Origin of the sequence: Caldalkalibacillus mannanilyticus JCM 10596 (genome assembly GCF_000615945.1) — a bacterium.
GTDB classification, from domain to species: Bacteria; Bacillota; Bacilli; order Caldalkalibacillales; family JCM-10596; genus Bacillus_AT; species Bacillus_AT mannanilyticus.
In genome coordinates this window covers 56,189-76,246 of the sequence record NZ_BAMO01000018.1, presented here as the reverse complement: position 1 = coordinate 76,246, position 20,058 = coordinate 56,189, and the positions used below count along the sequence as shown (strand labels likewise).

General features: G+C 39.1%; 22 protein-coding genes. 7 read left to right on the top strand and 15 right to left on the bottom strand.

From position 1 onward, the window contains the following. Positions 1–112: 112 nt before the first annotated feature. Positions 113–1,258, bottom strand: coding sequence for a DUF445 domain-containing protein (locus tag JCM10596_RS11445; RefSeq protein WP_025027251.1), 1,146 nt, complete (start codon positions 1,256–1,258; stop codon positions 113–115). Between the two features lie 91 nt (positions 1,259–1,349). Between JCM10596_RS11445 and JCM10596_RS25145 the strand changes: the two genes are divergently transcribed. From JCM10596_RS25145 to JCM10596_RS11410, 7 genes are all read left to right on the top strand, one after another. Beyond that, positions 1,350–2,723, top strand: a complete 1,374-nt coding sequence (locus JCM10596_RS25145; protein WP_025027250.1) for a YheC/YheD family endospore coat-associated protein — start codon at positions 1,350–1,352, stop codon at positions 2,721–2,723. A gap of 14 nt (positions 2,724–2,737) precedes the next feature. Then, entirely contained in the window at positions 2,738–3,856 is a 1,119-nt protein-coding gene (locus JCM10596_RS11435; protein WP_025027249.1) for a YheC/YheD family endospore coat-associated protein, read from the top strand. Then, positions 3,853–5,226 carry a YheC/YheD family endospore coat-associated protein gene (locus tag JCM10596_RS11430; RefSeq protein WP_025027248.1) on the top strand — a complete coding sequence of 458 codons (1,374 nt, stop codon included), beginning with the start codon at positions 3,853–3,855 and terminating at the stop codon, positions 5,224–5,226. Before JCM10596_RS11435 ends, JCM10596_RS11430 begins: the two co-directional genes overlap by 4 nt. Beyond that, entirely contained in the window at positions 5,223–6,566 is a 1,344-nt protein-coding gene (locus tag JCM10596_RS25140; protein WP_025027247.1) for a YheC/YheD family endospore coat-associated protein, read from the top strand. The genes JCM10596_RS11430 and JCM10596_RS25140 overlap by 4 nt, the downstream gene beginning before the upstream one ends. Beyond that, positions 6,541–6,999 (top strand): GNAT family N-acetyltransferase, encoded by a 459-nt coding sequence (locus JCM10596_RS11420; protein ID WP_025027246.1) that lies wholly within the window; start codon positions 6,541–6,543, stop codon positions 6,997–6,999. The genes JCM10596_RS25140 and JCM10596_RS11420 overlap by 26 nt, the downstream gene beginning before the upstream one ends. A 419-nt stretch (positions 7,000–7,418) precedes the next feature. Then, positions 7,419–8,246, top strand: a complete 828-nt coding sequence (locus JCM10596_RS11415) for a hypothetical protein (protein WP_025027245.1) — start codon at positions 7,419–7,421, stop codon at positions 8,244–8,246. A 68-nt stretch (positions 8,247–8,314) separates the two neighbouring features. Then, positions 8,315–8,908, top strand: a complete 594-nt coding sequence (locus tag JCM10596_RS11410) for a hypothetical protein (protein WP_025027244.1) — start codon at positions 8,315–8,317, stop codon at positions 8,906–8,908. 84 nt (positions 8,909–8,992) lie between these two features. On the opposite strand, the gene JCM10596_RS31030 is transcribed toward JCM10596_RS11410, so the two are convergent. The 14 genes from JCM10596_RS31030 to JCM10596_RS11345 all read right to left on the bottom strand — a co-directional run bounded on the left by JCM10596_RS31030 (position 8,993) and on the right by JCM10596_RS11345 (position 19,925). After that, positions 8,993–10,357 (bottom strand): NlpC/P60 family protein, encoded by a 1,365-nt coding sequence (locus JCM10596_RS31030; RefSeq protein WP_025027243.1) that lies wholly within the window; start codon positions 10,355–10,357, stop codon positions 8,993–8,995. Positions 10,358–10,560: 203 nt separating this feature from the next. Next, positions 10,561–11,343 (bottom strand): carbon-nitrogen family hydrolase, encoded by a 783-nt coding sequence (locus JCM10596_RS11400; RefSeq protein WP_025027242.1) that lies wholly within the window; start codon positions 11,341–11,343, stop codon positions 10,561–10,563. 152 nt (positions 11,344–11,495) lie between these two features. Next, the gene (locus JCM10596_RS11395) at positions 11,496–11,735 is read right to left on the bottom strand and encodes an IDEAL domain-containing protein (RefSeq protein WP_025027241.1); all 240 of its coding nucleotides are present in this window, start codon (positions 11,733–11,735) and stop codon (positions 11,496–11,498) included. A gap of 141 nt (positions 11,736–11,876) precedes the next feature. Beyond that, positions 11,877–12,716, bottom strand: coding sequence for a DegV family protein (locus tag JCM10596_RS11390; RefSeq protein WP_025027240.1), 840 nt, complete (start codon positions 12,714–12,716; stop codon positions 11,877–11,879). A gap of 51 nt (positions 12,717–12,767) precedes the next feature. Further along, positions 12,768–13,403 (bottom strand): response regulator transcription factor, encoded by a 636-nt coding sequence (locus JCM10596_RS11385; protein WP_025027239.1) that lies wholly within the window; start codon positions 13,401–13,403, stop codon positions 12,768–12,770. After that, entirely contained in the window at positions 13,400–14,452 is a 1,053-nt protein-coding gene (locus JCM10596_RS11380; protein ID WP_025027238.1) for a sensor histidine kinase, read from the bottom strand. The genes JCM10596_RS11385 and JCM10596_RS11380 overlap by 4 nt, the downstream gene beginning before the upstream one ends. Then, positions 14,449–15,180 (bottom strand): cell wall-active antibiotics response protein LiaF, encoded by a 732-nt coding sequence (gene liaF, locus JCM10596_RS11375; RefSeq protein WP_025027237.1) that lies wholly within the window; start codon positions 15,178–15,180, stop codon positions 14,449–14,451. Before liaF ends, JCM10596_RS11380 begins: the two co-directional genes overlap by 4 nt. 140 nt (positions 15,181–15,320) lie before the next feature. Next, on the bottom strand, positions 15,321–15,962 hold the full coding sequence (locus JCM10596_RS11370) for a PspA/IM30 family protein (RefSeq protein WP_025027236.1): 642 nt from the start codon (positions 15,960–15,962) through the stop codon (positions 15,321–15,323). Between the two features lie 61 nt (positions 15,963–16,023). Beyond that, positions 16,024–16,374 carry a lmo0954 family membrane protein gene (locus JCM10596_RS11365; RefSeq protein ID WP_025027235.1) on the bottom strand — a complete coding sequence of 117 codons (351 nt, stop codon included), beginning with the start codon at positions 16,372–16,374 and terminating at the stop codon, positions 16,024–16,026. A gap of 180 nt (positions 16,375–16,554) precedes the next feature. Next, positions 16,555–16,977, bottom strand: a complete 423-nt coding sequence (locus tag JCM10596_RS25135; RefSeq protein ID WP_051541278.1) for an HAD-IA family hydrolase — start codon at positions 16,975–16,977, stop codon at positions 16,555–16,557. 41 nt (positions 16,978–17,018) lie between these two features. Beyond that, positions 17,019–17,186, bottom strand: coding sequence for an HAD hydrolase-like protein (locus JCM10596_RS30805; protein WP_159102347.1), 168 nt, complete (start codon positions 17,184–17,186; stop codon positions 17,019–17,021). A gap of 55 nt (positions 17,187–17,241) precedes the next feature. Then, positions 17,242–17,991 carry a (S)-benzoin forming benzil reductase gene (locus JCM10596_RS11355; protein WP_025027234.1) on the bottom strand — a complete coding sequence of 250 codons (750 nt, stop codon included), beginning with the start codon at positions 17,989–17,991 and terminating at the stop codon, positions 17,242–17,244. 41 nt (positions 17,992–18,032) lie between these two features. Continuing rightward, positions 18,033–18,995: a carbohydrate kinase family protein gene (locus tag JCM10596_RS11350; RefSeq protein WP_025027233.1), complete on the bottom strand. Its 963-nt coding sequence runs from the start codon at positions 18,993–18,995 to the stop codon at positions 18,033–18,035. A gap of 204 nt (positions 18,996–19,199) precedes the next feature. After that, positions 19,200–19,925 carry a Crp/Fnr family transcriptional regulator gene (locus tag JCM10596_RS11345; protein ID WP_025027232.1) on the bottom strand — a complete coding sequence of 242 codons (726 nt, stop codon included), beginning with the start codon at positions 19,923–19,925 and terminating at the stop codon, positions 19,200–19,202. Positions 19,926–20,058 lie beyond the last annotated feature (133 nt).

Here is a 20,058-nt window from a genome sequence, read left to right as displayed (position 1 = left end):
CTAAAATCGTCTTCATCCATACATGAACCATAGGCAAAATAATAGATGGACACATCACCCTCCCCTTTCTCAAAGACTCTTTTTGTTCATGTATATTAGAAACATCGATCCATTAGCCCACTAAGAAAAAAGAGATAATAATAGCTTGAATGATTCCAATCATTCCTCCTAATAACGCCCCTAACCATGTAATCATTTTTAACTCTTTGGAAGCTAGTTCTCGAACCATTTGCTCCAGCTTTGGAAGAGGAAACGCAAGGACCCTTTCTCTGACCATAGTGGCTATACCAAGCTGGGCAAACATCGTTGGACTTTCCGCGTAGATCCATGTTCCTAATCGATTCACCAGAGAAGGAACCGTCAGAAGAATTTTCTCTTTCCAAGGCTGGAGAAGAACGGATAGTGGCTTTTCGAACCAATCCTTCACTGCCGCCTTACGCTGCAACGTTTCCTTCAAGAAATTCATCATCGCCTCTTTCTTTTCTTCATCTATCCATCTTTCCAGACTCCATTGCAGCACATCTTCTGTCATATTCTCCAGTTGCAGCTTTATTTTATCTTTTGTTTCAGGCTGATCCAGCCAGTAGACAAGAGCAGGTCTTGCTTTTTCCACCATCTTTTCTTTTGTCAGAAATATCCCTAAGACACTTCCCAAAGGTCCTTGCTTCTCCATTCCCGTTTGAATCAGTTGAATTAAGAACTGTTCTCCCTGATCAGAAAAAAGAAAATCTCGTCCTTTTTTTAGAAGCACATCTGTCGCTTGATTCATGTATTCGTGTATCGTGTGCTCTGGAATGGGGAGAAGCTCCCTTACAGGCTTTTCTTTGCTCTCCTCCCACCAATCCTCTATTTTTCTCTCCACCTGAGCTATTAGAAAGGCATTGACCTGCTCATCTGGCGAAAGCTCACTTCCTTCTTGAAGCTTGCTTAATACCTCGTTTAGCGTCTGTTCAGAGGTTAGCCAATGAGCCGCCTTCTCTTGAACCCATTCTTGAATTTCATGCTGAAAAGAGGGGTCCATAAGCTTCTGCTGTAATGAGTCCAGTGTGAAAAGATGCTGCTCCACAAGGTTCCCAAGCTGTTCAGCCATTTCCTCATGCCTTTTAGGAATCAATCCAGGGGTAAAAGGAAGATTCCATTTTCCCAGCTTATATGCTTTATATGGTCTAAACAGCATATAGATCGCAATCGAGTTCGTTAGTCCTCCAATCGCAGCCCCAATAAACATACTAAAAAAAATAATCTTGATTATTTCCATCTTCAGCCCATCCTTTGCTCAATAAATCACCTTGTATGCTTCAAACACATAATCTATATTATCTATTTTTGTCTAAGAGGGGAAGAACAAGATGAGTCAGATAAAAGTAACGATTTCTCATACGTTAAAAGAATCATCATCTTCACTTTCAATCCTTAGTATTTCCAATAGTGTCTTGAAGAAACTTAAAATCCCAACTGCATACCCTCTTCAATTCAGATTTTCAAACCGAACACAGCAAGTGGTCTGTAAACCCATCCAAACAAGTGTATCCACAATCCAAGTCGATACACAAACAGCAAAAACCTTACTTATTCCGGATCAATGTCGACTCTATATAAGTTACCATCCAGAATTAAGAGAGATTAGAATTGCCCCCATCTTCGCCATTCTTGTTACTCAGGTTTCTAAAACCTATCCACCCTTTGGAAGACTGAATGGTTTCTGCAGCGAACTGATAAGAGTAGCCCAGCAGCGTCATATTCTAGCTTTTGTAGTTACGTTGAAGGAGATGTTAAAAGAGAATGTAGACAGTGTATCTGGCTGGATCTATCTCAACAACAAATGGATCAAGGAAGAATTCCCCTGCCCACAGGTCATTTACAATCGAGTGGGATCAAGAAAAATGGAAAATACCAATGCCTTCATCACCTTTAAACAACAGCTCGCTAGAAAAAAAATTCATCTATTCAATCAAACATTCCTAGACAAATGGAATGTCCATACGACACTAGTGGACAGTAAAGCAATCTCACCTTTTCTTCCTCATACCCAGCTATTTGAAGGTCCCCTTACTCTCAAACAAATGATTGAACAACATCCTACTTTGTTCATTAAACCTATTCATGGTGCGTTAGGGCGAGGAATCTATCGTTTAAAACGAACCGCCTATGGAATTCAATCCCAGTATACTACACTCAACGGTCAAATTCATAAACATTTCGACAAATTAAGCAGCTTGTATAGTTATTTAATAAAAAGAATCAAACCTAGTAAATACATTATTCAACAAGGAATTCCTATTTTGCATTATCAGGAAAGAGCTGTCGATTTCAGAGCCTTGATGCAGAAGAATACGAAAGGTGAATGGGCTGTTACTTCAATGGTAGCCAGGATAGGACCAGCAAACCGCTTTGTATCCAATATTGCCAGAGGTGGAGAGCTTGGGAAAGTCACGGCTGTTTTGACAAAGTGCATGGTCCCCGATCCCAAAACAACAAGGTTACGCCTTCTCGCTGTGGCCAAGAAAGTGTGTGAAGAACTGGAGGCGAAAAAGACCGGTCAATTTGGAGAATTGGGAGTTGATCTTGCTTTAACAAATTTGGGAAAGATCTATCTTCTTGAAATAAATTCAAAACCATCTAAGACAGAGGATACCCTAGCATCCGTTAGTAACAAAGGTCGCCCCTCTGTTCATCGTTTACTAGATTACACCCTCTTTTTATCAAATATTTCTACAAATTGAGGTGTCTTTAGAAAATGAAACGAACTCATTTAGGAATATTAGTTAGATTTAATTCTAAGCTGAATCCCCCCTTTTCTGATCAGCTATTTTTTAAAGTTATATCGGTCTATTGTCAAAAAAAAGGAATGGTCGTCACGGTGTTTTCTCCCCCTTCTATTCTCTGGAAAGAGAGAAAGGTGCTAGGCTATCAGTACAATACCCAGAGTAAGGAGTGGGAAAAAGGAGCCTATCCCATTCCTTCGGTTTTATATGATCGGATCGCTTATCGCAATATGAGCCAAGTGAAGGAATATCATGCCAAGATCAAAAAACTTCAGTTAGAAGAAAATCCTATTATTTTGGCGAGAGGGCTACCAGGAAAATGGAAGGTCTATAATATGCTCAAAAACCATCCAATCATCTCCGCATTTCTCCCTGAAACGGTTGAATACACAGCCTATAGCTCTTGGCAATCAAAAATGAAAGAATATCAGTCCTTGATCTTTAAACCTGCTTCAGGAAGTAATGGAAAAGGTGTTGTAAAAATCTCGTACTTCAAAGCTAAATTCTATGTGAAGGGACGTTCTCCCACCAATCAGCCCTTTTCTAAGATGTTTGACTCCTACGAAAAGTGTCAAAGATGGCTAAATACCTTTATAGGACGTAGAAGGTATGTCATCCAACCCTATTTAAGTCTTTCAACGCTACTAACAGACGAACCCTTTGATATTCGCATTTTAATTCAGAAAAATGAACATGGTGAATGGGAAGAAACAGGAAGAGCGGTTCGCTTAGGACAAAAGAACGGGATTACCTCTAATTTAGATGGAGGTGGTACGGCTGTAGAGGTTTCTTCCTTTTTAGAGGAGCATTTTACCGAAGAACAAGTTGAATCGATTAATAAGCAAATTGAAACCATTGTGGCTCATATTCCAACAGCCATCGAAGAGAAACATGGAGCTTTAATTGAACTTGGTTTAGATATTGGTGTGGATCAAGAAGGTCAGGTGTGGATTTTAGAAGCGAATTCAAAACCGGGTCGAAAATCATTTTATGTCTCCAAAAACAAAGAAGCATACATTAAATCCTTGCTAGCTCCTGCTAAGTATGCTGAGCACGTTATCTCGCAGTTTGGAGGTCGTATACTCGTATGAAAAAATTACTGACAGGGTTTATTACTGAACATACCCAATCAAGCAATAAGGTATTTATCAGTCAAGATATTATTAAAGACATCATCAAGGACGATTGGATTACGATCAAGTACGGGCGTGAAAAAGCCAAAGTCCAGGTCGTTCCCGTCAAGGGGAAAAAAAGCATTAAACTCTCCTCTAATCTGTGGGAGCAGCTCTCGATTCCTTTTGTTCATCAAGTTCATTTTGCCTTAAGCAGGGATTCGCTTAAGATTGGTCCATTAGTTGGGATATTCACAACACTTGTCTATCCCGATTTAAACGCCCCTGCTGGCAAGCGAACAGGATTTTACAAACGATATCTCGCTTCTCAAAAAGAAGTGAGTGCCTCCTATTTCTTATTTGGTCCCAAGGATATTTCTTTTTCAAGAAAGAGAATTAATGGCTATTTTCTAAAAATGAATAATGGACAAAGCACTTGGGAAAGACATACCGTTCCTTTCCCCGATGTTATCTATAATCGCGTCTTTCGAATCGGAGAGAAGATGAAGCATGTGATTCAAGCAAAAGAGATCATGCAACGAGAAGGAACCAAAATCTTTAATCCATTTTGCTTTAATAAATGGGATATCTATCAGCGTATCGTTCATGATTCCAAAGCAAGAACCTATCTCCCAGAAACCATTCTAGGACCTTCGAAAGAACAGCTCAAGGATTTATTACTAAAATACAAGATGATTTACCTAAAGCCAGTCGAAGGATATATGGGGCTTGGTATTGTCAAAATGTATTACAGACCCAATGGAATCTTCTGTCGCTATAACCGCAAGCGAACCAATTATTTGAAACGTTTTTCGAGCTTAACTGCCGCTCTGAAACATATCTTCGAATCCAAGTCTCTAAAGGGATATATCGCTCAACAAGGGATTCAGCTGATCCAATTAGACGATCGAGCCATTGATCTTCGTGTGCATACAAATCGCGATCGATATGGCCGATGGAAGATGACCGCTGTGGCAGCCAAAATGGCGGGTAAAGGCAGTGTAACCACTCATATTCGGACAGGAGGAGAAGTTTTTTCCTTCGATGATGTCATTGCACGTTTCTTCTCTAAAGAAAGGCAGCCTATCGTCAAAAACAAATTGGAAGAGGCTGTTCTAACTCTCTCTGAATCAATCGAAAATCATTTACCTGAATACGTAGGCGATATAGGATTTGATATCGGGATTGATCAAGAGGGTCACCCGTGGATGTTTGAAGCCAATTCTCAGCCAGGAAGACATATTTTTGCTCACCCTAGCTTAAGAGAAAAGGAACCATTATCTCGTAGAATGATTTTAGATTTCGCCCTTTACCTTTCTAATTTCACGACAAAGGAATTGATAACATGAACAGAATCGTCAAACGAAAGCTCAACTATGATTTCGTTCAAGATTCTTGGTATATAAATTCAAATAATCAGTATGGACCGCCGAAGATTCAGACGATCTATTGGGGAGCCAAGAAGGTTCCTCTAATGATTCGAGTTAGAGGGAAAAACATTTCCAATTCTACGAATCAAAAATACTCGACAAATGCCCTGTTTCAAATTTCCAATAACAAAACAAGCGTTGGACCTCTAATCGGAATCCTGACTTCAAGAGGAAAGCACACCCCCATTGGAGGAATGATTTCCAATTTTATCGATATCATTCGAACAGGCGAAAAAAATGGAGGTATCGTGTTTGTTTTCACTCCCGAGTCGATTAATTGGAAAGAGGAAACCATTTCTGGATACATGTATCTATCTGGACAAAGAAGATGGAAAAAACACACCTTTCCTTTTCCTAACGTGGTCTATAACCGAATCCCCCGCAGAGATCATGAAAGAAAAACAAATGCGGCAGAATGTCTCGCCCAGCTTCAAAAGGTACCTAATTTATCGTTATTCAACCCTACTTTCTTCAATAAAAAAGTACTCTTTCAACTCCTTGAAGGTTCACATACAGTCAGACCTCATCTTCCAAAAACAAAATCACTCTTTTCAAAACAAGATTTGCTTGCCATGCTAAAGGAATATTCAAGTGTGTATCTCAAGCCCACTCATGGCAAAGCTGGAGCAGGCATTATCAAGGTGGAAAGGGATGCAGCCAATAAAGCCTTTCTTTTCTATGGAGCGCAAAAGCAAAGTGCTCAATCTTTTCGAACTATTGATTCCTTGTGGAGTACCATTCTAAAACGTGCCATTTCCTCTCCATATATTGTGCAACAGGCGATTGATCTTGCCACCTACGACAACTCTCCCTTCGATGCACGTGTTCTGGTCCAAAAGAATGAAAAAGGGAAATGGCAAGTGACAGGAATAGGGATACGCGTTGCCGGTCAGAATCGCATCACCACACATGTTCCAAGGGGAGGAAGAGTAGAATCTGCAGACCAAGTGCTAGGACGCAGCTTTTCTAAGGAACAAGGGACTCGCATCGAAACCAAGATGAAAGAATTAGCTGTGAATATCGCTACGGAGTTAGAGCGTCATTTTACTTTATTAGGTGAAATGTCAATGGATATTGGAGTTGATTCACAGGGGAAGCTGTGGTTCTTTGAAGCAAATTCGAAACCGATGAAATTCGACGAACCTGAAATCCGCAAAAAATCACTAGATAATCTGATCCATTACTCCCAGTATCTAACCTTTGAACAGAATAAAAATGAGGGGCGTAAACATCATGCAATCGCGCAATTTATCGTATAGTCAATTTGACAAAGGAAGAGAAAAGCTAGTCAAGTTTTTTCGACAACACGGGGACAAAAGGATTACCAAGGAGGGAATCCAATGGATACGCCGAGTAACCAAAGAACAACTAGAAAAGCCCGGTTCTCTAATCCATTGTGTTGTCAACGAAAAAATGATTGTAGGTGTCTTGATCATTTCGAATTACGGCATTGATGAATCCTTTATGGCAGTTCACGAGAAGTACCGCAATCAAGACATCGCTCGAAAAATGGTAGAGTATTCGATCAAAGAACTTGGAAAGGTATACGGACGGGTCGCACTCGATAATATTCCAAGTATGAAGGTATGTTTCCACAATGGATTAGTCGCCTTCCATCTTTTCGACGGTCCTACTGGAAAGCCTACCTTCTGGCTTGGAGGAGGAAATTGGCGAAAAGAAGATGTTTTGTAGAGAAAAAAAAAGATGATGGAGAGTGAAGGGCTTTCTCTCCATCTAATTTCTTAACCATTAAATCAATTTTCCACAATCATTAAGATGGATGTAAATACGAAAAATAATTTTTCCCCTATTCAATGTACAATAAAAATCTTAATACTCCCTAAATAGATTTTCCTTTTTCATCTCGATTATTAAATTACTATATCTAAATAATATAATCGAAAACTATCAAAATTTATAAAAAGTAATATTGTAACAAAAACTTACTAGTTCAACAGTTTTCAACAAAAACCAGTTGCATAATTTATACAATAATGTATAATTAAACATAGGTAAAATATCCCTTTTACTTACCCTTAATACAGGAGGTGACATTTTTTAGTTTTACAAATGGAAAATTTATATTATACTAATGAATGGAGATGGAATTTTTGTACAAAAAATCACTATTAACTCTAGCTATAGTAACTATTGTTTTCGCCCTTGCCCTCAACTCTTTTTCAGCTAATGCAGCTTCAAAAAAGAAGATTTCATTTGATGAAAAATTAGAGATTTTTCATGCTGAGTTCGATAAGACCCAAGACTTTGAAAAATCATTGGAAAAGTTAATAGAAAAACACCCTGAAATTTCAATTGTTTCATATAACAAAAAGACAGTTTCTGTAAAAGAAGATGGTACATTTCAAGAAATCGAAGATGGGGATCTAGCACTCCAAGAAGTTGATCCAAAACGCCTTACATGGAGCGACACTATTTTTTACGATAATGATTCACAAAAGTATAATTACACAGGTGGATGGAATTGGCAATATCTTATGGGCGGGGATCCATATGATGTTATAGGTGTATACCCTAACGATGCAAGTAAAATGACTTTGTCACCTGGTACTAATTTAACTTTAAGAGGATATAACTCGAGAGGAAACTTGGAAGCCTATTGGTCTACAGGTGGGAGTACTAGTGGTCCTGTACAGCTAGCTACACCGCTAGATGAAAAAGGTGTTGCCTTTTGGATTAAAGAAGGATCAACAAGTGGAAGAGTTATCAGAGGTACTATTTCAGTAAATTTGGGTAAAGTGACAATCGATCCAAACGCTCGTATACAGCTTCAATATAATCATTCCTATACTTCTACAGATATAACTGGTGTTGGTGGCAGTGTATCGGTAAAAGATAAAGGAGGAGGCTTTAATGTAACATGGGAAAAGAATGTTACTGGGCAAGGACCTTATTATTCTCCTGGGGGATGGATAAAGTAAATTACCAACGCTAAAATAGTAGATATCAAATGATATCTACTATTTCTATAAAATTTGGAGTGAACATTATGAAACTAAAATCTGTATTTTTAATTTTTTTTATACTAATGATTACTTCTAGTTGTGATTCAACACCCAGTAAAACCATTGAACCTTTGGAACAAGATATTCAATATCATTTTTTTGAAAAGCTTCAAAGTCATTCTAGATTTCTTATAGAAACAAAAGCACTCTATGATGATAACCTACAGGGACTATATTATTTTATTAAAGGGTATCATTTGAGTCAGGTAAATAAAGACATATACGCAGACCTTGAGCCTATTGCTTTTAAAACTATAGAAACGGTTTACTCTGAAGATGTTTTTGTAGAATTAAAAAACACATTGTATAGGATCGATAATCTAGTATCGTTACTAAACAGCAGTGTTATCCTAGAAAACGACTCTATGAACAAACAAATAGTCATGACAGAAGATACCGTTTCTCAGCTCTATTATTTAGGAATGAAGATTGGACCAGCATCTCAACAGGAGCTAACTCTATATAATCTATTTGTTTATTTTAATCATGTCTTGGATCAAAACTCTGAAGCAGATATTTTATCGTACTTAAATGAACTAGATCAATTGATCACAACGCTAGAAAATGATCTCCAGTAAATGTACATATAAAAACTCGTTTTGTTTTTCACAATCTGAAAAACAAAACGAGTTAGGAGTAAGCATCTAATATAACATGATAACCTACTTAATCACCCTCTTAGCCCCCATATAAGTGGACTTCCAAGTATTACTTTCAATGTTACTATAAGCAACCCCTTTTGATCCCCATGTGTGAAGGATCTTTCCGTCCCCTGCATAGATGGCTACATGACCTACTGTCCCTTGTCCAGAGGCTCTGGTCCAGAAGAAGAGGAGATCTCCTTTTTCCCATTCGCCCCATTTCACCAATGTTCCTACTTGGGACTGCTGTCTGGAGCTACGTGGCAACGAGATCCCGTTCTCTCGAAAGACAGTTTGGACGAATAGAGAGCAATCAAAATAGCCTGAGCCTGATTTTGCCCCTAGCTTATAAGGGGTTCCTAAATAGTTTTCTCCTGATAAGATGATCTGATCGCCAAGAGAAGTTTCAACAACTGGTGTTGCTGGTTCAGAGCTTACTGGCGGAGGAGTTACAGGTGCTGGAGAGGTCACAACTGGAATCGTGTTGATTTCCGTTAGACGTTTGGCTCCCATGTAATAACGCTGTAATTCCTTCAGGTCTTTTTCAACAACCTTGCCAAATTGAGATGCGGTTAAGATGACTTTATTATTCCCTAAAAACAGCCCAATATTTGTTGGTGTTTCAAATTTTCGATTGGCATCAAAGAAAATAAGGTCGCCCGGTTGCAAATCATGTTGCTGAATGGAAACGCCCGTCTGCCATTGATTCCTCACCGTTCTAGGAATAGTGATTTGATGCTCTTTCAGGACATATTGAATATACCCTGATGTATCAAAGCCAGCTGGAGTCGTTCCTCCAAAAACATAGTTAGCACCTTCTAATGAGCGAGCTAATTGAAGGATAGAATCCACTGTTGAAGAATTCTCCATTTGCTGTGGAGCTTGCGGTTTTTGTTCTGAATTTTCCGTTAATTTATGGTATCTTTTTGCTCCAAGATAATGGTCGGTCGCCCATTTCGTTGTTAGTGATCGGTAAGCCACTCCCTTTGTTGAAGGAGTAGAGGCAAGCACTTGATTATTCCCTACATAAATCGAAGCAAAGGAAACCTTGCCAGATGAATCTTTAAAGAAAACAACATCTCCTGCTGCAAGATTTTTCTTTAGCACGGTTGACCCATTTTTCACTTGATCTGCTAATTTTCTCGGAACGGTGATTCCTACTTGTTGATGCAGATATTGAATAAAGCCAGATGTGTCAAAACCAGATTGAGGGCTTGTCCCTCCTAATTTATAGGGGGTTCCTATTAATTCGATAGCTTGCTGTGCCATGTTATTTCCTACGGATTGCGATTGAGCTTGGACATTCACAGAGAGTGTAAACAGTGGCAGTATCATGATGATGACCATCAATAAGCGTAGTCTTTGCATGAATAAAGGTGTATTCATATGATCCCCTCCTGTATATTCTAAGCTGTTATTCTATGGGACAAGAATATCGTATAGAAATTTTTTCTAGTTTCCTCTCTGCTGACTCTATCATAACAAGAATGATTGGCAAGGGCTACCGGCAATTGATACCAAAACATAGGTCACTGGACTGGGAAGTCTAATGACCTACGAAAGATAACATGCTACCTATAGCTGATGATTTACTGGTAGAGAGAAGGGAGGCGATCTTGAAATACAGGGATTTTGGAGCGCACCTCATTCACTTTTTCGAGCTGTAAAGAAACAAGATGGACTCCCTCTTCTTCCCCTGCAACTAAAAGCTGTTCTCCCCACGGGTCCACAACAGTAGAGTGACCACAAGAAACCACATTTCCAGCCTTGCCGCATCCATTATTAGCAACAATAAATACTTGGTTTTCAATCGCTCTGGCTTGGTTTAATGTAACCCAATGTTTACTTCTAGGATGGGGCCATTGGGCAGGAATAAAAATCACTTGCGCACCAGAAACAGCCTGTTTTCTAGCTAGCTCAGGAAACCTCAGGTCATAACAAATTTGAATCCCGCACTTCACTCCATCTAGTTCAAACAAGTGATTCTCCGCTCCAGGAGTAAAAAAATCAGGCTCTTTTCCTGGTGAGAAAAGGTGCGCTTTGTCATAAGCGTAGACAATCTGCCCCTCCCTATTGATCACATAGGCTCTATTATACAATTTCCCTTGATCTTCTAGCGCGATTGAACCGCCTACAATATGAACCTGATGCTTTTTCGCTGTAGCTTTCATCCATTCCAAGCATTCGTTTTGTTCCACTGATTGAGTGACTTCTTCAATATTCTCAGGAAAAAATCCAACATTCCATGTTTCTGGAAACATCAGCACATCGACCTTTTGTGCCATGATCTCATGGATCAACGACTCTAATCGCACTCTATTTTTCTGCGGCTGTCCTAAGAGCGTAGCTACTTGAAGAAGGGCAATATTCATGTAAAACACCTCGGTTTTTTTACTCCTATTATAACAGAATAATCCCTGCAATTCTCTTAGGCATACAAAATGTATGCCCTTATGATCGCAGGGATTCTATTACCATTTTAAGTAGATATGAAATTTATAGTCTTGTTCTATAAGCGTTAACCCTAATTGGTTTGATGATACATCAGCTTATATTCATTAGATAATGCCATAAACGCCTCTTTATCAACACGATCTAGTGCCTCGTCCATTTTTTTCTCTAGTTGTTGTTTTTTAAAGTGTAAGAGACAATGCTCTAAAAATAGTTGAGCGTATAGACCTTGTACAACTTCTTCAGAGGGCTGTTGCTTTATCTTTTTCTTTAGATCTCTTCTAAGCTTGTATTTCCGTCTATTGATTTCCAAGAAAAACGACCTCCTGCCTTGATACATTTCTTCCTATTTAAAAGTGTGTATACTTTTATATCGGCAGGGATTCGATTTTATCTTGTTACAATTTTTGGACAAGTTCATTTTGGAACATGAATTTCCTCAAGTTAGAAAATGCTATTCTGCATAATACATCAAAGCAAGTGCTCCAGGTCCCGTATGAGTGCTGATAACCGGAGTGGTATCAATAATAGAAATATCTGTGAAGCCACTCATCTTTGCTAATTCCTCTTTCAGTTGACGGGCTAGATCCTCTGCTTCGATTTGAGCAATTCCGATCCCTTTGATTGTTTTTCCTTTTGTTTCCTCTGCAAAGGTTTGGAGAAGAAACTTGATCATTTGTGCATAGGTTCTCACTTTCGTAATAGGAGTATAGACCCCATCAGCTAAGGAGGCAATCGGCTTAATACTTAAAAGTGTGCCAAGAAAAGCCTTGCCTCGACCGATTCGACCTCCTTTGACTAAATACTCTAGTGTATCCACCATTATATAGAGAGAGGAGTTTTCTCTGATTTTCTCTAATTTATGAAGAATGGCTTCAAGGCTTTCACCTCTTTGAGCCATTTTTGCCGCTTCAAGGACTTGAAAGCTTAAAGCCACTGAAATAAATTTGGAATCCACTACTGTCACATCTGAGCTCGTGATCTCTGCTGCACTGTGTGCTGAGGCGTATGTACCACTCATCCCAGCAGTCATGTGAATGGAGATGATTTGACTTCCATCTTGCCCTAAACGATCATACACATCAACAAAGGAACCAATAGCAGGCTGAGAACTTTTGGGTACGTCCTTAGCTACTTTTAGTTTATTTATAAACTCTGAGGGTGTGATATCAATCCGGTCTAGATACGATTCACCATCGATAGTCAGCGAGAGTGAAACCACTTCGATATTGTATTCCTCCAGGATCTCATTTGGTAAATCAACCGTTGAATCTGTCACAATTTTTATACTCATATCATCCCTCTTTTCTGATGTCTTGACAATTACTAATCTACACTATTTGTCCTATTTGTCAATAAGGGAATGCTTAAAGGCATATATCACAGCTTGGGTTCGATCATGGGCATCGAGCTTTCCGAGAATATTACTTACATGCGTTTTTACGGTTCGTAGAGCGATAAATAGCTCATCGGAGATTTCCTGATTACTCTTTCCTTCTGCCATTAATAATAAAATTTCTAGCTCACGACTGGTTAATTGTTCATGAGGCAACGTTTCTTTGGGCTTACGCATCTTGGACATCATTTTTCCAGTCACTTCAGGTTCTAGCACGGATTGCCCGCGGTATGTCGACCTTACAGCATCAGCAATCTCACTAGCCTTGGAGGTTTTTAGCATATAGCTTGTTGCCCCTGCTTCTAGAGCAGGATAGACCTTCTCATCATCCAAGTAGCTTGTCACAATGATGATTTTGGCTTCTGACCAGCTCTCCATAATTTGTTTGGTAGCTTCAATTCCGTCCATCTCAGGCATCACCAAATCCATTAAAATAATATCAGGACGGAGCTGAAGGGCTAAATCAACAGCCTGCTTTCCATTTTCCGCCTCACCTATCACCTCAATATCTGGCTGGGCGGATAAATAGGAGGTAACACCTATACGAACCATTTCGTGATCGTCTACAAATAGTACTTTTATCATTCATTATCACCCTTTAATTCAATCATGGGAACCTTAACCTCTAGGCGGGTTCCTTTTTCCTTGACACTCACGAGCTTCAGATTTCCTCCTACCTCTAAGGCTCTTTCATGCATGTTCTGTAGACCATATGAACCGGTTTTCGACTCCTCTACATCAAAGCCAACTCCATCATCCACAACGCGCAGGATAATAAAACCATCACGCTGAACCAAAAGAACTTCGATTGAATTTGCTTTGGCATGACGCAGTGTATTGGATAGAGATTCTTGAAGAATTCGAAAAAGATGATCCTCGATCCCCTTATCCATTTCGAATTCTTCAATTTTCCACTGTATTTTAAGTGGCACTTTTTGCACCAACTCAATTAATAGCTCCTGCATCCCCTCCTGAAGGGTTTTTCCTTTTAAAGCAACAGGCCGAAGATGGAGTAACAGAGCTCGCATTTCAAGCTGGGATTGCTGAATGGTTTGCTCAACCAGTTTAAGCTGTTTCGCTTCTACATCATTGGAATCATTGGAGGGCTCTTTGGCTTCATTCACTGCCGACATAAGCATGGAAGCAGCAAAAAGCTGCTGACTCACCGAATCATGTAATTCACGAGCCAACCGGTTCCTCTCTTGAGAAATCATTTCTTGTATTCGTTTTTCCAGATCCTCTGCTTTTTCATTAGCCAGCCTTTGGGATAGCTTTGTTTGTTCTATGATTTGTCTGTGGATTTTTTCCATACGAGACTCGATCAAGATCATCTCTTCGCCACTCGGATTATCAAAACGTCCACTAAATCGTCCTTGCTCTAATTCAAAAAGAGCCTCTGATATTTGCTGAAATTGAGCTTTCCAATACCATCCAAACCCAATGCCAAACCCTGCCGTAATAAGGATCAGGAACGCGGGGATCACCAATAAAAAGGGAAAATTGAAGAGCTCTTTTTCCCATAGGATCGACCAATCCTCCAAGGGAAATGCCATAAAAATAAGGATGCTGACCATAAGTGCTACGAAGAGGGCTAGAGCCAAACTCATGAGTAATTGACGCTGAACGGTACTCATATTCTCTTCACCTCAAGGTCTCCAGATAGGATGGACGTCATTATTTTTATCTTCTGTTCCGCTTGGTCATACTCAGGGGTTTGTATATGGAATGTCTGGTTGAAATACTGGTTATCCTCATATTGAAGAACGGTTGTCTTACCAAAAATAGTGGAATGATGAACACTTACCTCCACTTCGTAAGGAACTAATATTTGTATTCTGCCGATCATATGTCGGATACTAATCACCGATTCTCCTTTGGGTAAGACCGTATAGCTCAGGTCAATGATGGTATCTCCAATTCCACCTTGAATCGATATATCATTCCATTCGTAAACATGATCTGGTGTTCTTTGGACTCCAAGTAATTTATTGGTGAAGAGAGGCTCACGTCTTACAATAGGTTCGTTTCTTATCTTCTCTGATTGCATGACTTCAGGTTCAATAAAGGACGGGTGCTGTTTAGATTTTCTAAACTGCTTTAGTAAATAAATAAGAAAGATAATCAGAAAAATCTTAAAGGTAACCATATTCAAGATCGTAATAGCGACAATAACGATCCCAAACCAAAAAAGAATTTTTCCTCTTGTCTTCGTCATCCTCCTATAGCCATAGGTAATGCTAAAAAATGAAAAAATAAGAAAAACGATAGGTTGACCATTAAAAAAAGATAATTCAATTAATAATAAGACAATACCCAGTAGAACAAGTCCATTAAAATCTTCCGTTTTGAACCTATTTAACATGGTCTCCCTCCTCTCGGTGATCATATCCACTACTTATATGAGCGCATCTATCCTCATCGATTCACAAAAGAAAGATACAATTTTGTTAGTGCTAAAAAGGCGCAGTTAACTACGCCTCCTATTAGAATATCATGTTTGGACTAGGAAAGAGAATGACTTTCTCCTTTTTGAATCTCTTTTTCTAATTGAGCAATTCGGGAATCGATGGTATTGCGATAATAGGAAGAGTTCACTTGATGTTCCACTCTTTCTAAATAATTTTCAATTTCCTCGAATTTAGAGAAATGATTGGTTTCATCAACAGTATCAAGAACCTGGTTCATACGGTGCTGAGCACGAGCAATATTTTCTCTTCCCATTAGCTCCATACGTTTGATATACATATCCTTTAATTTGTTTTTCATTTCATCATACTTTCTCTCAAGCGCAGTAAGCTGTTGAGAGGCTTGTTGTAGAGAATCCTTCAAGCGGGCTGCACGTTGCTCCTGCTGCGCTTGTTCCTCCACAATATAATGATGAAGCTCCATTTCACCCGCTTTAGATGCCACTTCTGCTTGTTTTGCTCTTCTTTCAGCTAATTCTTGCGCCTTACGATGCTCGCGTGTAAATTCTTCCTTCAATCTATATTGACGTTCTACAAGCTTGCGTACTTTTTCTACTTCCTGCTCGCTTTGTCTAAGATAGTGATTAAGCAGGGCAATTGGATTTTTCTGCTCTTTTTGATCTAATACCTCGTGAAAATCGGCTGATATCGCATTTTTTATTCTTGAAAATATACTCATTTTTCTTCTCCCCTTTACTTCATTTTTTTCTTCTTGTATAAAAATTATGTTCCGTTCATTTCTAGAGTTGTTTTAGTTCTGACCATTGCTTCTCAAAATTAGTAAATGGATCATTTTCTTCTTCAACAACGGGCTTTTCTTCGATTTGATTCCACTTGCGGTAAACTACATAGAGGACATAGACAGCAGCTACACCGACCACTGCCGGAATGTTAGAAGCAGTGAAGGCGAAAATAATGCACCCGATGATTGCCCACATCACCTTCTTTACTCCGCTTTCTGTCTTGAGAAACTCTTTTGCCACAAAATACAGAAGAATTAATGTGATGCCCAGTCCAATCATGGGACCAAGATTTGCTAAGGCAACGATGGTTGCAATCGCTCCAACAATAAATAGACCAAATTTTTTCATTTGAATGACCTCCTTTCTTATATCCTTATCTTACCGATTTCTTTTGAACTCCATAACGAACCTCAGCGCGATTTTGAAGTAGTACCTAAGACGTAGACAAGATCGCCCTTGAGTGTGAACATATGAAAAAAAGCAAAAGCAAAGGATTTCTCATCCCCTGCTTTTGCTTCCTGATTATGCTTACGAAATACTCTTAATGATGGATAACACATCACTTGGTCGATTAGCCAAATAATCGGGTCTTCTGCTCTTTAGTAATTCCAGTGAATCAAAGCCCCAAGCAACTGAAATAATTTTGATCGGTATTTGTCTACAGGCTTCAATATCCCGAATCTCATCTCCAATATACAAGATATCATTAGGGCGCAGCTTGTGTTGTCTACAATACCTGTGCATTGATTTATGTTTACCAAATAGATTCTTTTCTGACACAATATGATCGAAATAATCGAGATTATGTTTCGTTAAAAAAGATTGAATATTTTCTACTGAGTTTGATGAAATAATCGAGAGTACATAGCCTTCTTTCTTTAACTTGATGAGTACCTCCTTGATTCCATCAAAGGTTTTTAATAAATGGATATTCTTTTTATATAGTCCCATCGTTTCAAGGATGAGTTGCGGTATCCTGTATAATGGAATTCCTATTTTTTTAGTCTTTCTTTTATAGGAAGGTTATTCATTTCTCGCAGTTCTTCAATCGTGATGGTTCTATAGTGGTATTTCTGAGCAAGCTCATTATAAATCACTAAAGATAAATCGATTGAGTCTGCAATGGTACCATCAAAGTCAAAAATAACGTGTTTGAACATCATAGCCTCCTTGGAACAGCTCCATGCCACACGAGCGTGCTTGCTGGCTTCTTCACTACTTGCTGCGAATATCTACAATCATCCCCTGCCCCTGCTCCTCATTCATCACTTTCAACACAAGCTCGGCTGATTGATCAGCGCTCAGTAATTGCCCCTCCTCTTTTAGGGCAATAAAGCGATCAACATCTCGAAAATGTTCTTTCTGTGTTGAACGTATCTCTACCTGCATCTGCGTATCAACTACGCCAGGAGCAATGGATAACATTTTTACTGGATATGGCTGTTGCTCTTGTTCTGTTCCTACACATCTTGTAAATAAATCTACCCCTGCTTTTGCTGAACAATACGAGCTCCAGCCAAAGTATGGTTTCTTTCCAGCTCCTGAAGAAATAGTAACGACTCGTTTTTCTACAGGTAGGTGAAGAAAATGAGAAACAAAAGCAGAGGTTAAAATCATCGGAGCAATAAGGTTAATATTCATATTTTGAATAATTTCTTCCGATTTACAATATTCAATCGGCTTAACGGGTGTTAATATTCCCGCATTATTAATCAATGTTATTGCTTCAATCTCCTCCATAGGAATTGTACGAAAAACATCCTTCATAAACTCCTCAAGCTGCTCCACTTGAGATAAATCAAACGGATAGTAATTGAGGGCTACTCCCCTTTGATCGGCTAGTTGCATTAACGATTGATTAAGCGTTCTGGAGATACAAATCAGATGATGATCTTCTTTCAATAATTGTTTCGCCATCGCTTCCCCAAGGCCACGCGAAGTACCAGTAAGGATAAAATACTTCATTACTCCTGCCCTCCCTTTTGAATGATTGATTTTAGGTCGGTTTACAGTGCCTTAATTTCTTCATGAGATGGAAGAGCTGCGATTGCTCCCATCTTGGTACAAACTAATGCGCCCACTTTGTTAGAAAATTGAATCACCTGTTCTAGGCGGCTAAAATCTTTGAATATCGCTGGAAGATCTTGTTCTTGTGCAAATTGGTATAAGGTAGCTCCGACGAAGGCATCTCCTGCACCCGTTGAATCGATCGATTTAATCGCTACACTCCCCACAGTCGTTGATTCCGTTCCGTTAGATAAGAAGGTTCCCTTAGAACCGAGAGTAACGGTAATCACTTTCCCCCCTAATTGATGCAATGTCTGAACACCCTTCTTCAGGTCTTGTTCTCCCGTAATGATAGAGAGTTCCTCTTCACTCACTTTGACAAAATCCGCTAGAGCTATTCCCTGCTTGGCTAACTCGATAAACTCCTTCTCTCTTGTAGCCCACAGTGCGTCTCTGTAGTTAGGATCGAAAGAAATCATCTGATTGTTTTCCTTGGCTAGCTGCATTAAAGAAAAATACGTCTTAACCGATTCACCACCTAACAATGCCGTGGCAGAACCAAAATGAAGGATTTTCGCTTGTTGGATTTTATCTATGTCGAGTTCTTCCAAGGATAGTTTTTCATCCGCTCCCCTTGAAAAAACAAAATCACGTTCTCCATTAGATTGAAGCGACACATAAGCCATAGTCGTCATGATACTCGGATCTTTCAGAATCATACTTGTATCCACCTGAGCCTGTTCGATGGTTTCGATTAAGAATTCACCAAAGGGATCACTTCCTACTTTACCAACAAAGGCAGCTTTTCCACCCAGTTTCGCAATAGCCGCCGATACATTAGCGGGAGCCCCGCCAGCCTGCTTGAGGAAATTAGCCCCTTCTTTCAAGCTCACATTGATATCCGTACAAAAAAAATCAATTAATAATTCACCAATACACACCACTGAATTCGATTGTGTCATTACCTAGATCCTCCATCTATCACGTTTTTTAAAAAATCAAAATACTAACTTCCATTCATTCTACCAAACCCCTATTCGTTGAACAAGATTGAAAAAGTTTGACAGCCCTTTCAAATATGAACAAAATAAAAAACACCATAGGTTCACATTTCCATTCCCTAAGGTGATTTTTATCATATTTCATATGCATATTTGTATGGTACTCTATACACGACAGATATCTCTCGGACAATTTTCACAATGACAGATTTCTCTTAGGTACTCTAAGTCATGTACAGTAATATACCCCAATTCATTTGTAATAATATCCTGCTTAGCCAAATCTCTCAGCATACGGTTAACACTTTCACGAGTTGCACCAATCATATCTCCTAACTCGTTATTCGTGATTCTTCGATCGATTTTGATTCCAGTGCCTATGTCTTTGCCACATGTATTCGTCAAACGAATCAAAGTAGAACAAAGAGCTCCTGTTTTTCCGTAAAGCATCAAATCACGAAACTTTGACTGCGTAATACGGTGCATCAAGCCCATCCATTTCATAAACTCCACAGCTAAATCACCATGCTGCCATAACAGGATCTCTAAATCCCTTTGCTGAATCACCCCAAGAACACAATCAGTCATGGTTTCTGCATTAAAAGAATATCTCAACTCTCCAAAGCTTGAGATTTCTCCAAACATATCTCCTTCTTTGAACAGATATAAGACCAGGTTTCTGCCATCTTCAGTAGGTTTGGTGATCTTAATCTGACCTTGCTTCACATAATATAACTTATCTGTTACATCTCCCTCTCGAAATAAATGCATATTTGCAGGAGATTTCAACTCATACATAATCGTTTCTAATTTATTAAAGTTATCTTGTGAAAAAGAAGAGGTGTTTTTCACAAGGTACGGACATTGCATTGTCGTTTGGGTATCTTTCATTATAAAATACCTCCTTTTGCTCTTTGTAACTATAATATCAGATTCCACGAAGAAAAGGTGTGACAAAAATCACACTTATGAGAGCATTTTTTCCTATTTTCTGTGATGTAAATTACAGAATTCTATTTGGAAG

Bases quoted from the DNA above. Each gene is read 5' to 3' on its own strand.
- JCM10596_RS11380 (WP_025027238.1), bottom strand. From the start codon at position 14,452: ATGAGTACCGTTCAGCGTCAATTACTCATGAGTTTGGCTCTAGCCCTC.
- JCM10596_RS11370 (WP_025027236.1), bottom strand. From the start codon at position 15,962: ATGAGTATATTTTCAAGAATAAAAAATGCGATATCAGCCGATTTTCAC.
- JCM10596_RS30805 (WP_159102347.1), bottom strand. From the start codon at position 17,186: ATGTTCAAACACGTTATTTTTGACTTTGATGGTACCATTGCAGACTCA.
- JCM10596_RS11445 (WP_025027251.1), bottom strand. From the start codon at position 1,258: ATGGAAATAATCAAGATTATTTTTTTTAGTATGTTTATTGGGGCTGCG.
- JCM10596_RS31030 (WP_025027243.1), bottom strand. From the start codon at position 10,357: ATGAATACACCTTTATTCATGCAAAGACTACGCTTATTGATGGTCATC.
- JCM10596_RS11385 (WP_025027239.1), bottom strand. From the start codon at position 13,403: ATGATAAAAGTACTATTTGTAGACGATCACGAAATGGTTCGTATAGGT.
- JCM10596_RS11350 (WP_025027233.1), bottom strand. From the start codon at position 18,995: ATGACACAATCGAATTCAGTGGTGTGTATTGGTGAATTATTAATTGAT.
- JCM10596_RS11390 (WP_025027240.1), bottom strand. From the start codon at position 12,716: ATGAGTATAAAAATTGTGACAGATTCAACGGTTGATTTACCAAATGAG.
- JCM10596_RS11410 (WP_025027244.1), top strand. From the start codon at position 8,315: ATGAAACTAAAATCTGTATTTTTAATTTTTTTTATACTAATGATTACT.
- JCM10596_RS11355 (WP_025027234.1), bottom strand. From the start codon at position 17,991: ATGAAGTATTTTATCCTTACTGGTACTTCGCGTGGCCTTGGGGAAGCG.
- JCM10596_RS11430 (WP_025027248.1), top strand. From the start codon at position 3,853: ATGAAAAAATTACTGACAGGGTTTATTACTGAACATACCCAATCAAGC.
- JCM10596_RS11400 (WP_025027242.1), bottom strand. From the start codon at position 11,343: ATGAATATTGCCCTTCTTCAAGTAGCTACGCTCTTAGGACAGCCGCAG.
- JCM10596_RS11435 (WP_025027249.1), top strand. From the start codon at position 2,738: ATGAAACGAACTCATTTAGGAATATTAGTTAGATTTAATTCTAAGCTG.
- JCM10596_RS11345 (WP_025027232.1), bottom strand. From the start codon at position 19,925: ATGAAAGATACCCAAACGACAATGCAATGTCCGTACCTTGTGAAAAAC.
- JCM10596_RS25135 (WP_051541278.1), bottom strand. From the start codon at position 16,977: ATGGGACTATATAAAAAGAATATCCATTTATTAAAAACCTTTGATGGA.
- liaF (WP_025027237.1), bottom strand. From the start codon at position 15,180: ATGTTAAATAGGTTCAAAACGGAAGATTTTAATGGACTTGTTCTACTG.
- JCM10596_RS25145 (WP_025027250.1), top strand. From the start codon at position 1,350: ATGAGTCAGATAAAAGTAACGATTTCTCATACGTTAAAAGAATCATCA.
- JCM10596_RS11420 (WP_025027246.1), top strand. From the start codon at position 6,541: ATGCAATCGCGCAATTTATCGTATAGTCAATTTGACAAAGGAAGAGAA.
- JCM10596_RS11365 (WP_025027235.1), bottom strand. From the start codon at position 16,374: ATGAAAAAATTTGGTCTATTTATTGTTGGAGCGATTGCAACCATCGTT.
- JCM10596_RS25140 (WP_025027247.1), top strand. From the start codon at position 5,223: ATGAACAGAATCGTCAAACGAAAGCTCAACTATGATTTCGTTCAAGAT.